General features: G+C 44.6%; 14 protein-coding genes, 1 pseudogene and 1 riboswitch. Of the genes and pseudogenes, 8 read left to right on the top strand and 7 right to left on the bottom strand.

The annotated features are described in order from the left end of the window. Positions 1-124: 124 nt before the first annotated feature. From BTA31_RS07785 to BTA31_RS07810, 5 genes are all read right to left on the bottom strand, one after another. Complete coding sequence (locus tag BTA31_RS07785) at positions 125-544, bottom strand: GNAT family N-acetyltransferase (protein WP_076790557.1); 420 nt, start codon at positions 542-544, stop codon at positions 125-127. Positions 545-553: 9 nt separating this feature from the next. Further along, a complete protein-coding gene (locus BTA31_RS07790; RefSeq protein WP_043925661.1) occupies positions 554-1,063 on the bottom strand; it encodes a YjcG family protein in 510 nt (169 codons plus the stop codon). Between the two features lie 64 nt (positions 1,064-1,127). Continuing rightward, a complete protein-coding gene (locus BTA31_RS07795; protein WP_076790559.1) occupies positions 1,128-1,850 on the bottom strand; it encodes an esterase family protein in 723 nt (240 codons plus the stop codon). Between the two features lie 561 nt (positions 1,851-2,411). After that, complete coding sequence (locus BTA31_RS07805; protein WP_076790561.1) at positions 2,412-2,900, bottom strand: DinB family protein; 489 nt, start codon at positions 2,898-2,900, stop codon at positions 2,412-2,414. An 80-nt stretch (positions 2,901-2,980) separates the two neighbouring features. Then, positions 2,981-3,928: a helix-turn-helix transcriptional regulator gene (locus BTA31_RS07810; RefSeq protein ID WP_076790563.1), complete on the bottom strand. Its 948-nt coding sequence runs from the start codon at positions 3,926-3,928 to the stop codon at positions 2,981-2,983. 127 nt (positions 3,929-4,055) lie between these two features. Beyond that, a riboswitch (SAM riboswitch) is annotated at positions 4,056-4,172 on the top strand. 64 nt (positions 4,173-4,236) lie between these two features. Between BTA31_RS07810 and BTA31_RS07815 the strand changes: the two genes are divergently transcribed. Together BTA31_RS07815 and metC are read left to right on the top strand one after the other, a co-directional pair. After that, positions 4,237-5,361 carry a methionine biosynthesis PLP-dependent protein gene (locus tag BTA31_RS07815; RefSeq protein ID WP_076790565.1) on the top strand — a complete coding sequence of 375 codons (1,125 nt, stop codon included), beginning with the start codon at positions 4,237-4,239 and terminating at the stop codon, positions 5,359-5,361. Then, on the top strand, positions 5,351-6,526 hold the full coding sequence (gene metC / locus BTA31_RS07820) for a cystathionine beta-lyase (protein ID WP_043925666.1): 1,176 nt from the start codon (positions 5,351-5,353) through the stop codon (positions 6,524-6,526). Before BTA31_RS07815 ends, metC begins: the two co-directional genes overlap by 11 nt. A 43-nt stretch (positions 6,527-6,569) precedes the next feature. Here the strand turns inward: metC and BTA31_RS07825 are convergent, their stop codons facing one another. Beyond that, positions 6,570-7,760: a DUF819 family protein gene (locus BTA31_RS07825; RefSeq protein ID WP_076790567.1), complete on the bottom strand. Its 1,191-nt coding sequence runs from the start codon at positions 7,758-7,760 to the stop codon at positions 6,570-6,572. Between the two features lie 179 nt (positions 7,761-7,939). Here BTA31_RS07825 and BTA31_RS07830 point away from each other — a divergent pair. The 4 genes and pseudogenes from BTA31_RS07830 to BTA31_RS07845 all read left to right on the top strand — a co-directional run bounded on the left by BTA31_RS07830 (position 7,940) and on the right by BTA31_RS07845 (position 10,902). Then, positions 7,940-8,508 (top strand): annotated as a pseudogene (locus BTA31_RS07830) (MarR family winged helix-turn-helix transcriptional regulator). Beyond that, the gene (locus BTA31_RS07835) at positions 8,498-8,782 is read left to right on the top strand and encodes a hypothetical protein (protein ID WP_076790569.1); all 285 of its coding nucleotides are present in this window, start codon (positions 8,498-8,500) and stop codon (positions 8,780-8,782) included. Before BTA31_RS07830 ends, BTA31_RS07835 begins: the two are co-directional and overlap by 11 nt. Before the next feature lie 146 nt (positions 8,783-8,928). Next, positions 8,929-10,302: a serine hydrolase gene (locus BTA31_RS07840; RefSeq protein WP_076790572.1), complete on the top strand. Its 1,374-nt coding sequence runs from the start codon at positions 8,929-8,931 to the stop codon at positions 10,300-10,302. A 165-nt stretch (positions 10,303-10,467) separates the two neighbouring features. Beyond that, positions 10,468-10,902: an SMI1/KNR4 family protein gene (locus tag BTA31_RS07845; protein ID WP_076790906.1), complete on the top strand. Its 435-nt coding sequence runs from the start codon at positions 10,468-10,470 to the stop codon at positions 10,900-10,902. Positions 10,903-11,133: 231 nt separating this feature from the next. On the opposite strand, the gene BTA31_RS07850 is transcribed toward BTA31_RS07845, so the two are convergent. Next, positions 11,134-12,087 (bottom strand): arabinan endo-1,5-alpha-L-arabinosidase AbnA, encoded by a 954-nt coding sequence (locus BTA31_RS07850; RefSeq protein WP_076790575.1) that lies wholly within the window; start codon positions 12,085-12,087, stop codon positions 11,134-11,136. A gap of 666 nt (positions 12,088-12,753) precedes the next feature. On the opposite strand from BTA31_RS07850, the gene BTA31_RS07855 reads away from it, so the two are divergent. Together BTA31_RS07855 and BTA31_RS07860 are read left to right on the top strand one after the other, a co-directional pair. Further along, the gene (locus BTA31_RS07855; protein WP_043925672.1) at positions 12,754-15,189 is read left to right on the top strand and encodes a beta-glucosidase; all 2,436 of its coding nucleotides are present in this window, start codon (positions 12,754-12,756) and stop codon (positions 15,187-15,189) included. Then, positions 15,186-16,079, top strand: a complete 894-nt coding sequence (locus tag BTA31_RS07860) for a LysR family transcriptional regulator (protein WP_026586467.1) — start codon at positions 15,186-15,188, stop codon at positions 16,077-16,079. The genes BTA31_RS07855 and BTA31_RS07860 overlap by 4 nt, the downstream gene beginning before the upstream one ends. Positions 16,080-16,126 lie beyond the last annotated feature (47 nt).

A 16,126-nucleotide genomic window follows, 5' to 3' on the forward strand; every position in this document is an offset into this window, starting at 1 on the left:
GCTTCGTAAAAGCTTAGAAACAACTTTAATAGACAATGTTGAATAAACGATAAACAAAAGATGAACAAACTATGAAAAGTTTTCTGAGGAAAAGAAAAACCGTTCCGCTTAAAAAGCGGAACGGTTACTTTTTGACCATTTTGACATGGGGGATATTCGCATCTAAAAATTCTTCAGACACGACCTTATAGCCGTGTTTTTCGTAAAAGGGAACAGCCTGTGTCTGCGCGTTCAGCATGAATTGAGCCGCGCCTTGCTTGGCGGCTTCCTCTTCAAGCGCCTGAATGATCAGGTTGCCGACGCCGAGAGAGCGATGGCTTTTCAGCACACAGATTCGTTCAAGTTTGCCGTAGCCGTCGACAAGCCGGAGGCGGCCAGCGCCGATCGGCTCTTTTCCGTCATAGATGACGAGATGTGAAGACTCCTGATCGAGATGATCCATTTCTTCTTCCGGTGATACGTGCTGCTCCTTGATAAAGACTTCCTTTCTAACAAAGAAGGCGTCTTCAAGCTGTTGTTGATTCTTCACAATGACGGCTTCCACTGGCTTTCTTCACGCTCCTAAAATAAAAGTTTCATAGACGGTCCATGATCCGTTGTCCAATTGGTAAAGCAGATGAAAGCGGTCGATGACTTCTTCGTGTGACGCGTCTCTCATTTTCAGTGTGCCGAGGACGTCAGAATGCTCATCATCTGACAGCTTTTGTGCGACTGTGACATGGGGAACAAACGCATATTCGGGTTTGCCTTCCAAAACGCCGCTGTACATTTTTTCATGAAGCTGCGTTAATTCCTTTGTCGGTTCGGCTTTCATGTAAATGACATTATTGACGGGGGCAAAGGAACTGAATTTTGTAATCTTCAGCGTGACCGGTTTCAGCTCTTTTGAAAGCTCCCTCAGGTGTCGAACGACGCCCTCGATCTCGTCTTCAGACACTTCGAAAGGCGTTCTTAATGTAAGGTGGGGCGGAATTAAAGCATAATTCGGGTCATAGCGTTTTCGGTAGGAATTTGCAATGTCCTGAAGTTTTTTTGATGGAAATAGCACAATACCGTATTTCATTTTGTTCCCTCCTTAAACAATTGATATGGTTTAGTATATCAAAGATGGGCCGATATACAGAGAGCTACAGCATTTTTTTTAAAGCGGGGGTGATGAGCGGCTGCCAGTACGTCCACTTGTGGTCGCCGTCGAAAGCTTTGAAATCGTAGTTTGTCTGCTTTTCTTCAAGCAATTTTTTTAATTGCTCATTTGGACCTGTGAAGTCCAAAATTTGATCATCGGTCGTTTTGACGGCGGTTTCTTTCTCTCCGATTTGGTGGCAAATTGAAATAAGCTGCAGGGAATCGGACTGTTTCACTTTATCGAGAACATGGCGGTCGACATAAGGAGACTGCATAATGACGTTCCCGAACATATTCGGGTAGTCGAGCGCCGTCATGAGAGAGACCGTTCCTCCGAGCGAATCCCCGATCAGCGTCCTGCCTGATCCGACTTGGTATGTCGGGTACTCACTGTCGGCGAAAGGGACGAGTTCATTTGCCAAAAAACGTTTATACGCTTCGAATTTTGACCCTTCCGGATGGTATGTAAGCCTTCTTTCCTGTACGTTTTTGTACGGAATGCCGATGATGATGCATCTTTCGATTTCACCGTTCGCCAACAGTTCTTCCACCTGTCTGCTGATGCGCCCGAGCCGGAAATAGTCATGTCCATCCTGTGCGATGATTACATGATATTTGTAAAGCGGCGAGAAGGATGACGGCAAATAGACGAGAAGCTCCATTTCCTCGCCGAGCTCTTCCGAAAAAAGCTTTTTCTCCTGAATGACTCCTGTTTTCATAGCCAAGGTGAATTCCTCCAGAAATAATGTTTGTGAACGTTTCCATTCATTGTAACACGAAATTCTCTTGTGAAAGAAGCGAAAAGGGCTGCCGAACAGTTCGGCAGCCGTGATTTTTTATGATCGTTTTTTTTCGTACCAAGGCGTTGATAATCTATCCGGGGGGTATCCGTATCGCTCGCGGCACCTTTTTTTTCGCTGTGAAATTCCGCCGGCTTTTGCCGCTATCGGGATCGTCGGCATAATGGACGATACAGCGCATCTTCTGCACAAGGGTCTTCCCAGTAGCCTTTCAGTTTTTCGAGGTCGGATGATCAAATTCATGCTTGATGTCGCCACGGGGAATAATAGCCCAGGTCAACGGCGCACTGCGCCATTTTCGGCCCGATGGAAGGAACCGTTTAAAACGGGGCGAGCGCTTTGATATATACGGCGCGTTTCAAAGATGAACCGAACGCATGTGCAAGACGGACAGATCTATATATGCCGTGTTGTTTATTGTCACCTTGGCTGTCCTAAAGTTTGACCGTTCTTTTTTTGTCAGAGGCCGCTACATATGATCACCTTTTAAAGATACAGATCGAACATGTTGACGTCATAGCCGAGCTGTTTTAAATAATTAAACAGCTGGGCCCTGTGATGGAAGATGTGGGTGAGCGTTTCCGTCAGCCAGCGGCTTTGGGTCATCCCTTCATCGAGGTAAAACGGCTTTGTTTTCTTCGTCAAAAATTCCTCGTCGGAGAGGGAGACCATATACGTTTTAAAAGTGTCGAATCCTTTCTGCATAGCTTCAGCCATTTGGTCAGCCGACTGCAATGCACCATACTTCTTTTCAATCCGGGCGATGATGTCCTCTTCCTTTTCCTGCATGATGGCCAAGTCGGCTTCAGGGATGGCCGCGAGATGACTTGCCAGTTCTTTCAGGCTTCGCATACGGTCGGCGGGTCGGTAAGACCAGTCAGATTCCTTCACTTTTTTCAGAAGATGACACGTGGAGCGGATGCCCGTCTCCATTTCGTGGAACAAATCGCCGCGCAGCGCTTGAACTTGATTCATTTGCTTCATCCTTTCCATTTGCTTTTATTCTAAAAGTATCACCTAATCCTGACAGGCTTTGTCATGATTCTTAAAAAAAGTCAGCCGTACTTCGCTAAAATGTCAGCAGCCTTTCGTTTCAGCTGAAGCTTGATTTCCGCGGGTTCTTTTACAGTTGCCTCAGCGCCGAGGTTCCACAAAAGCTCCCCGAAATACTCAAGTTCAGACCTGGGGATGTTTGTATCGATTGCCCCCGTTCCGTCATCCCGCATCGTGAGGATCTTGAATAAATCTACATCAGCCGCAGCCCGCCTGGCTCCTCTGCGTGTCAGTTCCGCATGCAGCCGCACCGGTTCAGGGCACTCGCTCTCCGAATGTTTGATCCAGCTGAGAACCGATGGATAGGGAAGCTGGCGGGCCTGCCCGCTGGCCGCTTTTTCCGCACGGAGGATGCGGTCGGCGCGGAACAGTCTGAACGCCTGCCTTTTAAAGCAATAGGCCGGACAGTACCAGAAGCCGTTCCAGCTGTATAAGCCGATGGGCTGGATGGGTCTCTCTGTGCAATCGTCTGTTCCGTCATAAACGACCGTTAAAACGGATTGAGTGACGGCTGCGTTAAGAAGCGTCTCTAAATGTTCGGCGGCTTTTGGTCGATGCGGATTCCAGAACACGATTCTGCCTTTCATCGCATCAATCCGCTCCTGTGTTTCCGCGGGAAGGTGGCGGTAGAACTTTTTTAAAACCATCCGCGTTTCCGCATCAAAGGGGAGCGACCCGAAAAACTGCAAAGATTGATACGCGAAAAACATAGCCGCCGCCTCTGATTGTGTAAAAAAGAGCGGCGGAAGCACAGGCTCATTCAGCAAATAATAGCCTCCGTTCGCGCCTGTTTCAGAATAGATCGGGACGCCGAGCGCGCTCAGCTCGTCCAGATCGCGGAGAATCGTGCGGTAGGAAACCCCGAATTCTGCTGCGAGCTCCCCGGCCGTAAATTTTCGTTTTGTATGAATGGTCATCATCAATTCGATTAAGCGCTCTGTTTTTGGCATCTGATTCCTCCGGTTCGGTCATTTGGTTTCATCTTACCATGTTCAATATGAGGAAAGATTTAAAAATGACCCTTGAAAAATGTCTTGAATTAGGTTAAAGTAAAGAACAATCAGAAAATTGAAGAGATTCTTATCACGAGAGGTGGAGGGACTGGCCCTTTGAAACCTCAGCAACCGGTCTGCACTGACGACGTCAGTGTACCAAGGTGCTAAATCCAGCAAGCAGATGCTTGGAAGATAAGAAGAAGCGAATAATCCCCCTTCTTCTTATGAAGAAGGGGTTTTTACTTTTTAAAGGATGGTGTCATATGACTGAACATGTACAAACAACGCTGGCGCAAATCGGCAACCGCAGTGATGAAATAACCGGAACCGTCAATCCTCCCGTTTATTTCTCTTCTGCGTACAGGCACAAAGGAATCGGGGAATCCACAGGATTTGATTACATTCGCACAAAAAATCCGACAAGACAGCTTGTTGAGGATGCAATCGCGAAACTCGAAGGGGGAACGCGCGGCTTTGCGTTCAGTTCTGGTATGGCTGCCATTCAGACGATTATGGCTCTGTTTCAAAGCGGGGATGAGCTCATCGTTTCATCCGATTTATACGGGGGAACATACCGCCTTTTTGAAAACGAATGGAAGAAATACGGACTGCGCTTTTTATACGATGATTTTTCAGACGAAGACTGTATCAAGTCGAAAATCACGGACAATACAAAGGCCCTATTTGTAGAAACGCCGACAAATCCGCTCATGCAGGAAGCAGACATTCAAAAAATCGCGCAAATTGCCAAAGAGCACGGCTTGCTGCTCATTGTCGACAATACGTTTTATACACCGATTCTGCAAAGGCCGATTGAGCTTGGCGCTGATCTTGTCATTCACAGCGCGACGAAGTATTTGGGCGGTCATAATGACCTTTTGGCGGGGCTTGTCGTCGCAAAAGGCGAAGAGCTGTCTGAGGAAATGTTCCAGCACCAAAATGCCATCGGCGCGGTTTTATCACCGTTCGACTCGTGGCTCTTAATGAGAGGAATGAAGACGTTGGCTCTTAGGATGAGACAGCATCAGGAAAACGCCCGGGAGCTTGCGGCCTTTTTGGAAGAGCAGGAGGAAATTGCCGATGTTCTTTATCCTGGAAAAGGCGGCATGCTGTCATTCCGAGTTCAAAAAGAAGAATGGGTCAATCCGTTTTTGAAAAATCTTAAGACGATCTGTTTCGCCGAAAGCCTCGGCGGAGTCGAGAGCTTCATCACCTATCCGGCGACACAGACCCACATGGATATCCCGGAAGACATCCGAATTGCGAACGGCGTCTGCAACAGGCTTCTGCGCTTTTCAGTCGGAATCGAACACGTCTCCGATTTGAAGCAGGATCTAAAAACTGCGCTGGAAAAAGTGAAAGGGGAGGCGGTTCCGCATGAGTCATGAAAACTGGACGCTTGAAACAAGGCTTGTTCATAACCAAAATAAAACGGACGGAGCAACCGGAGCCGTCAGCGTGCCGATCCAGCACGCGTCAACCTTTCATCAAGGTTCTTTTGACAAATTCGGAGAATATGACTACAGCCGGTCAGGCACACCGACAAGAACGGCGCTTGAAGACACGATAGCCGAGCTTGAGGGAGGGACGAGGGGATTTGCTTTTTCATCCGGAATGGCTGCGATTTCTACCGCCTTTCTGCTTTTGTCAAAGGGCGATCACGTTCTCGTCACAAAAGATGTGTACGGCGGCACTTACCGGATGATTACGGAAGTGTTGAGCCGCTTCGGAATTGAACATACTTTTGTCGATATGACGGATTTAAATGAAATTGCTTTAAACATAAAGGAAAACACAAAAGTCATCTATCTTGAAACACCGTCAAATCCGACGCTCGGTATTACGGATATCAGAGGGGTCGTCAAGCTTGCCAAGGCGCACGGCTGTCTGACGTTCCTTGACAACACGTTCATGACCCCGGCGCTGCAGCGACCGCTCGAGCTCGGCGTCGATGTGGTACTTCACAGCGCGACGAAGTTTTTAAGCGGACACAGCGACGTCTTATCAGGCCTTGCCGTTGTGAAAGACAAAAAGCTCGGAGAAGAACTTTATAAACTGCAAAATTCGTTCGGCGCTGTTCTCGGCGTCCAAGACTGCTGGCTTGTGCTGCGCGGATTGAAAACGCTGCAAGTCCGCCTTGAAAAAGCGAGCAGGACAGCTCAGCAGCTCGCTGAATTTTTTGAAAAGCATCCGGCCGTCAAACAAGTGTATTATCCAGGGCTGTCTTCGCATCCGGGGGCATCCGTTCACAGGCACCAGTCATACGGCGCCGGCGCCGTCCTTTCGTTCGAGCTGGAGAATTCAGAAGCCGTGAAACAGGTCGTGGAACGTGTCTCTCTTCCGGTCTTTGCCGTCAGCCTCGGCGCTGTGGAGTCGATCCTTTCCTACCCGGCGAAAATGTCACACGCTGCCATGCCGAAAGAAGAGCGGGAAAAACGGGGAATTACCGACGGCCTTCTGCGGCTGAGCGTCGGCGTAGAACATGCCGATGATTTGCAGGCCGATTTTGCCCGAGCATTGGAAGCCGTATCCGGAGCGCTCGCCCGTTCCTAAAAGAAGCCGCGGATTCTTCAGGAATCTGCGGCTTTTTTTGTGTTTAAACCAGGGTGGAAAACCAGGTGCCCAAGAGGGTGCCGACATAATTGCCGATCAGATATCCGAACGTCCCGACCAGCATCACCGGAGCAACGAGGCCCTGCCAGCCTTTGGCAATCGCCATCGCCGCCGCTGTCGTCGGTCCGCCGACAGATGCGTTGCAGGCCAAAAGAATTTCCTCGAGCCGAAAACGAAACAGCTTTCCGGCGAAGAGCGATACGAGCAGGTTGGACATGGCAACCACAAAGACAAATGCCAGGAGGAGCGGGGCGTTCATGAAGATAATCCGCAAGTCTGCCGGAATGCCGATCACGACAAAGAATAAGTAAATCAAATAAGTCCCGATTTCCTGTGAGCCGCGCAGCCGTTCAAAATAGCGGGGAAAGACGATCGTCAGCAAAATTGTCAGCGTCGTCAGCAGCAGAAACTGGTCGCCCAGGATAAAGGCAAGAAACTGAAACCCGCCGTCAGAAGGAAAACGCTCTTTGAAAAAGGCCGCTGCTTTTACAGATACAGCAACGATCGCAAAGGCTGTTCCGATGTTTAAAGCAATGTCCTGTAAGGACATCTCTTTTCTCTTCCAATAGGCTTCCGCCTGATTTTCGCGGCCGCCCGCCCCTTCTTGAACGCCAAAGCGTTTTTGAAACCATTTAAGCGCCGGTATCCCCATTAAAATGAAAAAAAGAAGAGCCATCATAAAATTATCCGCAACCACCGTTGATGATACATACTCACCGGGAGTTGAGAACTTCGCAGCCATTGCCGCAAAATTCACGCCTCCGCCGATATAAGAGGCACTGATCATCCCGCCGATTTTATCAAGGTGAGGAATCTGTTGGTTAAACAGAAAGAAAGCAATGACGCTTCCGGCCGCAGTGCCGAGGGCGCTGAGGCAAAATATCATCAAAAGTCTGCCGCTTTCTTTCAGGATCTTCCGCACATTGATTTGAAAAAGCAGTAAAGGAATCGCAAGCGGAACAACATAGGACCACACCGCATCATAAACGGACGACTCGGTCGGAAGAATCCCTGCGTTCGTAAACAGCATCGATCCGCCCAGTGCCAATACGGCCCCCGATACAGCCGCAGCCCAGCGAAACCGCTGCTCCAAATAAATGCTCACAGCCGCCCACACCGCAATAAACCCCCAAAGCATCCATGTATCATCCGCTGAAATGAGAGAAGAATTCATGATCATCCTCCTGTTCGCATTCTATATTTTCAATTATCTGATAATTAAATAGTGTAAAACGGAATGCCTAATTGATCAATGATGATAGATTCACGAAAATAGTCACCATGTTGACAATTTTTCCAAAAAAGATATTGTGAATTTGTCAGTATGTTGACTATGTTCGGAGGAGAGAACAAATGGATATCAACGGCTTAATCAACGAATTACATTTGATGCAGCAAAGCTATGCGACATTGTTTTCAGTTGTCAATAAGGTGCAAACCCGCGGTGACGAATACATGGAATATTAACGTCCAGGCAACACATGGCGCTCATCGCCATCGCGCATTTGCCGCCTGAAACTGCCACGCTTACGAATATCTCCAAAAAGCTTGGCACAACCAAACAGACCGCCAACAAGCTGATGAACGGCCTGATCAAAAAAGGCTATGTCAAATCAGTGCCAAGCCAAAAAGACAAACGCTCCATTAATATTGAAATGACCGCTGAAGGAAAGAAAGCGCTGGTGGATTGTTCCGAAAGGTCTGTCTATTTTATGGCCGACTTGTTTCAGCAGTTTACATCCGAAGAGGTTGCGACATTTTGGCGGCTGTTGCAAAAGCTTTACCGTTTTGACGGTGAAGAACAGGACGGTTTTGAGGAGAATGCAAACATTCAGCTTGGCGTGGGGAATTCGTTAGATACAGAAAGGATTCTCGGAGAATTTGAGAAACGCCGCTATGGAGGAGAAAATAATGAAAAATGATCTTTATGCAAAAGCAACAACTTTTAAAATCAAGGTGAAGGAGAAGCTGTATCATGCAAAAGATAAAATCCGGCAGACAAAGGAAACCATTCACCGCGGCACAAAATTAGACAGGACAGGCCCCTTTTTCTCAAGCTGCATTGCTCTGATCATTATTGGATGTTCCTGGGGGACAAACGCAGAATGGCTGATCTGGTTAGGGGCCGCAAGTCTTTTAAGCAACGTTTTATTGCTGTTTGCAACATTGTTTCGCCGTAATCAAAAGTCAATTTGACATTCATTTGCGCAGGATCTAGTGGCTCACATCGTACTGAAAAGGATGTTCAGAAACTTATTAGAATTGTATAATAGTGCCATTCTTGTCTTTTTTTATTGAAACCTCTTATTTCCATATGCGTATAAAGAAAGGGAGGTGGAAAAGTGAAACAGAAAAAAAGAGAACAACTTGTTAACCTGTTTAGTGTGTTAAATGAAAAAAGTCAGATCAACGCGGCGGTGTTAGTCGCTGAAGACGGAGACATTCTTTATCAAGGCGCCTTCGGTTATGCAAACTTGGCAGATAAGCGTTTATTGCAGGAAGATTCCTTATTTGAATTAGCATCGCTATCTAAGCCGTTCACTGCTTTGGGCATCCTTCAATTAGCACAGCAAGGGACATTGAATATCGAGGATCCCGTAGAACGGTGGATAACCGGATTTCCCTATCAAGGCATAACGATTCACGATTTATTGACACATACGTCGGGTCTGCCCGATTATATGGAGTGGTTTTTACAACATTGGGATCATAACAAGATTGCTGTTAATCAAAATATCGTTGATATGCTGATGAATCATCAGCCGCAACGCTATTTTGCCCCGGGTGAAGGTTGGCTGTACAGCAATACGGGATATGTGCTGCTTGCGGTTATCATTGAAAAGGCATCCGGTCTGAGTTTTGCCGAATATATGAAAAAAAGTATCTTTGAACCGGTGGAAATGCGGAACTCAAGGGTGTATAACAGAAGGCTTCAACCTGAAACCATTGAGAACTATGCGTATGGATATGTGTATGACGTGCATACAGAACAGTACGTTCTGCCTGATGACCTTGAAGAAACAAAATATGTCTGCTATCTTGACGGGATTCAGGGGGACGGAACCGTAAACTCAACCATTCATGACTTATATTTGTTTGACCAAGCCTTATATGCAGATTGTTTGATCAATCAAGTCTCAAAAGAGCTTGCTTTTTCTCCCGCGTCTCTGAAAAACGGAGAGTCCGTAGATTACGGGTGTGGATGGGTGCTTCGGGACAGTCCTGAAACAGGGCGAATTGTCGGTCACAGCGGCGGCTGGCCAGGCTATTCAACCGTAATGATCCGATATATCGATCAACGAAAAACCTTCATTTATTTGAGCAATGTGGAACAGGATGATGAATATGAACAGGCCATCTTTGAAGCCGTTGAAAATATCCTGTTTGACAAGGCCTACAAAATCCCTGATCGCCCTGCCGATAAAAAGAAAAAAGAGATCGATCCGGCCATTTACAAAAGATATGTCGGAAGTTATTCACTTCAAGATGGCACCGCCGCTGACGTGACAGTTGATAAGAACCGGCTATATATGCAAATCACCGGACAGATCCGTTTTGAATTATTTCCAGCCTCGGAAACGCGCTTTTTCCTTAGGTCATTGTCTGTTGAAGTGGATTTTATTTTGGAGGATGGTGTCGCAACCCGCTTGATTATTTATCAAAATGGCGCAGAGGAAGAAGCGGTGCGGATAGTGGAATCAAACAGCAAGGTATGACCGTTTGGCGGCCTGGCTCTGTTGTCTGTCAGGAGGAAATTTATCGTTGGAAGGTGGATTATGCAATTTGGGGATATCTGCCCGGCTGAATTCCTGATGAGCATCAATCGGATATTCATGGCAAAGGTGCACCATCTATAAGGATGTCTAAGGAGGTTCATGAGGCTGTACAAATTTAATTTTATAAAAAATAGTCATCATGAGTTTTATGAGCTAGAAGAAAACGATCTAATAAAAGCGGAAGATAGACTTGGTTTTCTATTTCCTAAAGAGCTCAGAGAATTTTATTTAGAGATTGGGTACGGGTTTATAAATGGGAATAATAATGCAATAAACAGATTTTTAGATCCCGCTACTATCGCAGATATCACTTTAAGGGAAGATATTTACGAATTTGACCCTGATTTAGATGGTATATATGAAGATGAAGACAAGCTTGTTTTTTATGAGGTCAATGAAGGTGTATATGTAACGCTTGATTTAAATGATTCCGATAAGTCACCAGTATTCTTTTTTGATAAAAAAATAGCTGACTCTCTAGAGGGATTTATTAAAAAAGTTGATCAAAATGATCGGTACTTTGAAGATATGACGGATTAAATTTTTTTTGGATTTGACCTTGATTGTCTTTTGCCTTTCAAGACTTTCTTCCAAAAAGGAAAATCGGGCACTTTTATAATCCGTTTTGTTATACATAGATGTAGGATCTGTTGAACGAGCCCTGGATGATGAATACAGTGGCATGATCATTTTGGGATGGAGTGTTTATACAGCTGGAACTGCTAAAATAACAGTAAAAACCAAGCAGAAAACATCTGCTTGGTTTAAAAACTAATACTTCGGCCAGCCTTTGGAATCCCAGTTTAAATCATTGATCAGCAGCTTAGGCGCCCCGTTGTCAAGCGCATCATAACCATGTCTGACGATGATGTTGCCGTTCACGATATCTGCGCCGCCCGGGCCCTTCCATTGGTCGTTTCCGGAATCGAGGATTGTGCCTCCGCCTTCCGTCATTTTCTTGCCGCTTTTGTCATAGTAAGGTCCCGTAATTTTGGTTGAGCGGCCGTAAGCGATCTTATAAGTGCTGTTCACACCTTGACAGCATTTATCGAACGAAACGAATAAATAATAGTAGCCGTTTTTATATGTGATAGACGGCGCTTCAACCGCTCCGCCATGGCTCGGTCTTGATGCGATGGAATAAACCTTCCCTGTAGGTTTCATCGTTTTTTTATCAAGCTTTGTCAGCTTGATGCCGCTCCAAAATGAGCCGAAGGACAGCCACGGATTTCCTTCTTTATCAATGACTAACTCAGGGTCGATCGCATTATAATTGTTCGAGGTCGTCGTCCGGGTGACAAGCCCGTCGTCGCGCCAATTTCCGGAAGAGATTCGGTCTGTTGAAGCGAGTCCGATCGCCGAAGTATTGGAGCCGAACGCGGATACCGCATAATAAAGCCAATAGCGACCATTATAATAGCTGATATCAGGCGCCCATTGGTTTTTTTCATGGTTTGGCACGTACTTTTTCCACCATGATAATGGAGTTGTAAATATACTTGGCGCTGCGCTCCACGTCTTTCCGTCTGTCGATTTGATGACGCGGATTCCATTGCCGATACCAGTACCGAATGTATACCATGTATTTCCTTCTTTAATCATGGAAGGATCATGAATAACGTTGTCTCCTTTTGTATCCCAAAAAGCCGCTGATGTTGGTTCAGCTGCCGAGAAAATAAGCAGAAAAAATAAAATAAAACCAGAAATGATAGATTTAGCCACAATTGTTCTCCTTTCAAATTTCGATGTCCTTTAACAATCGGCCCTCCTTTTAGAGAAATATTTCCCAACAAGACGAACTTTATTTTAGCAGGGGTTGGCTGTCTCTCAATCAGCCAAAGGACTTGTTTTCTAGTCCTAAAATAAAACTTAAAAACTAAAAAACAACTTTTTTTAAAAATCAATCAGTCAAATGTTATTTAATTACATGAAAGTTACAGGATTAACATAATCGTTTTGCACTAAGTTTCGAATGTTACGGATGGGGACAAACTGGAATTTTTCAAATTCTTTGAGGAAAATGCAGGGAAAAACAATTAGAGATCAATTCATAGCCCTCCGGATGACCGGTTGAAGAAACGGCACTGGAACAGTGACCTTCTACAAATTCAGACTTATTCGCAGGATTTTATATTCTAATGTAGATAAAGATTCAACTGACATCATGTTAAACTAACTATTTCAGCACCAATACGAAAAAAGGTTATAAGAACATAAATATAGAATAAAAAATTTGCTTGAGGTTTTCCAAAGGATCCGTTGACAGACAGAACCACTCTAATATTATCAATAGCTATAAAAAAATATTTTTTGTACAATTATAATAAATCAAAATAATTTGCTGGCACATCTTATGGGGAAATACTGAAAAGATAAGAAGAGGAATCGCGAATGAAATATAGAGAATTAATCCAAGACATGACGTTAGAAGAAAAAGCATCATTAATGTCAGGAAAAGATTTCTGGCAAACTCAGAACATAGATCGTCTAGGTATCAGAAGCATGCTTCTGGCAGACGGCCCCCATGGGATTCGAAAACAGGCAGTCGGATCAGAACAACCTGGGCTCAATGCCGGGGACCCCGCAACTTGTTTTCCAACAGCTGCAACGATAGCAAATAGTTGGAATAAAGATCTGGCCGAAAAGATGGGGGAGTATCTCGGAAAGGAAGCGGTTACGCAAAATGTGAATGTCTTATTGGGACCTGGTATTAATATAAAGAGAAATCCTTTATGCGGCAGAAACTTTGAATATTTCAGCGAAGATCCGTATCTAGCCGGAAAACTTGCCGCAGGTATGATTAAAGGTATTCAATCACAAGGAATCTCCGCCTGTGTGAAACATTTTGCGGTAAACAACCAAGAAGAAAGACGTATGACGATTGATGCAATTGTCGATGAAAGAACCCTTAGGGAAATCTATCTTACCGCCTTCGAAATTGCGGTCAAAGAAGGTAAGACTAAGTCAATCATGACGTCGTATAATCGGTTAAACGGAACTTACACGAATGAACATTTACATTTAATGCAGGATATCTTGCGTAGCGAATGGGATTTTAAGGGGGTAGTTGTCACCGATTGGGGAGGAAGCAATGACCGAATTGCAGGATTACTTGCCGGAAATGAGTTGGAAATGCCGACTACTGCAGGAGAGACCGACCGGGAAATTGTCCAAGCAGTCAAAAGCGGTAAGATGAAAGAAGAAGTGTTAGACGAATGTGTTGATCGATTACTAGAGCTTATTTTTACTACAAATGAGGTCTTTAATAAACCTCACTTCGAATTTAATGTGGAAAAGCATCACAGGGTTTCGCAGAAGGCTGCTGAAGAATCAATAGTCCTTCTTAAAAATGAAGACAATATCTTACCCATCCGATTTGGCAGAAAAGTTGCCGTGATTGGGGATTTTGCCAAAGATGCACGTTACCAGGGAGCAGGGTCATCTATCGTTAATCCAACAATACTGGATCACACTCTCAACTGTTTCGAGGAGTCTGGAATTGTCAGTATCGGCTTTGAACCCGGCTTTGAACGATACGGGAAGAGAGATCGGAAGAAAATCGAAAAAGCATGTGAACTCGCCAAAAAAGCGGATGTCGTTCTTCTGTATATTGGCCTGGATGAAGTGACAGAGGCTGAAGGTTTGGATAGGCATAGTATGAAGATCCCAAAAAACCAGATCGATTTATTGAACGCGTTAAATGAAGTCAATCCGAACATTGTGGCCGTTCTTTCTTGCGGTTCTGTGGTGGAAATGCCATGGATTGATAAAGTAAAAGGACTTGTACATGGCTATTTAGGCGGACAGGCAGGAGCAAGATCCATTCTAAGAGTGTTGTCAGGTGATGTGAATCCTTCCGGGAAATTGGCTGAAACCTATCCAATTCGCTATGAGGATACACCTTCCTACCATTTTCCAGGAAAGGAAGTAAGCGTTGAATATCGAGAAGGTCCATTTATTGGCTACCGTTATTATGATACAGCTGAGCTTAATGTTCTATTCCCTTTTGGATTTGGGCTTAGTTATACAACCTTTGAGTATTCCGATATTCAGGTTAATCATGAGGGTGTCAGATTTAAAATAACAAATACCGGGAAAATTGCCGGGATGGAGATTGCACAACTCTATGTGGGGTGCAAATCCAAGGATATTTTCAGACCGAAAAAGGAATTAAAGGGGTTTTCCAAGATTTTCATCAATGCAGGTGAAACAAAAACAGTAACGATCCCTTTTGATGATAAAACATTCCGGTATTTTAATATTAAGACGAATAAGTGGGAAATCGAAGAAGCCGAATACGACATTATGGTTGGCGCATCGTGTACCGATATCCGATTAGCGGATACCCTTTTTGTAGAAGGTACAGGCGCGCCTCTTCCATACGATAAGGAGGAACTGCCAACCTATTACTCCGCAAATGTACATAATATCAGTCTGGAAGAATTTGAAACCCTTTTGGGACGGAAGGCTCCCAACCCGAAATGGGACCGGACAAAACCGTTGGGCTACAACGATACTATAGAACAGTGCCAATATGCAAAAGGGGTTTCAGGAAGGCTTATTTATTTTGCGATCATTTTTGTTCATTGGTTTTTGCGAAAAATAGGAAAAAGAAGTATTGCCAATTTGATTATGATGTCATTCTATCACATGCCATTCAGGGGAATTGCCAGAATGACAGGCGGGATCGTAAATATGCCAATGCTGGATGGGATCTTAATGATGGTAAATGGTCGTTTTCTTAAAGGGCTTGTTCATATATTGAAAGAAAGAAGCAAAATGAAAAAGAGCCCTAAGACAGGAAATATAGGGAAGAGAAAATTATGAATAAAGAGGTATTAGAATATTTCATCAAAGTCTATGAAAAGAAAAGTATTACTGCTGCCGCTAAAGACTTATTTATTACCCCGCAAGGGCTCAGTAAGACGATTAAACAACTTGAAATGGATTTGGAGGCAAAATTGTTTATTAGAGGGTCGCATGGAATGGAAGCCACAGAATGCGGTGAATTATTGTTTGCCCGAGCTAAACATATCTGTTATTTAATGGATGACTTGGTGAAAGAGATTAGTATAATGAGCGGTAAAGATGGCATATTAAATGTCGTGGTTACCTTCTCAACAACGATAATGGTTCCTGCAGAAATTCTGTTTGCTTTTTCGAATCAGTATCCCGATATCCAAATGAAATTAAGAGAGCTGCCGGATGAATATCCTTTAGGTGACTTGTTTCAAGAAGAAGCAGAAGTAGGCTTAATCATGGGCAGTGAAGAAATTGAAAATTGCGACTGCGATTTGATCGGAACCGGAGAAGTTGTAATCCTTGTTTCTAAAAGGCATCCCCTGGCAGCTAAAGACGTGATCTCGATAACTGATTTACAAAATGAAACGTTAGTGATTAAATCTGTTGAAAAGGGGAAGGAGCACAGCTTGATCGATAAATGTTTGGAACATGGCTTCACTCCGCATATTGTTCACGAGTTTGGAAATATTAAAACGGCTCACTCCCTTTGTGAGGCAAACGGATATGTTGCAGTATCCGTGGACTTTGTTGAAGAGGCGCATCATGACGATAGGCTTAAACTCGTTCGATTGAAGGAAAAAATCCCTCAGAATATTTACCTGGTCAGCAGGAAAAGAGACATAGAATCAAAGTCCGTATCTTTATTCAAAAATTATATAAAGGATTATTGCAAAGATAAAGTTGAGCGGTTTTGATGGGCGAACAGCCAGTTAAAACGGCTTTTTTTTATAATCAACGAAAA

This window comes from Bacillus haynesii, assembly GCF_001969855.1.
In the GTDB taxonomy this organism is placed as follows: domain Bacteria; phylum Bacillota; class Bacilli; order Bacillales; family Bacillaceae; genus Bacillus; species Bacillus haynesii.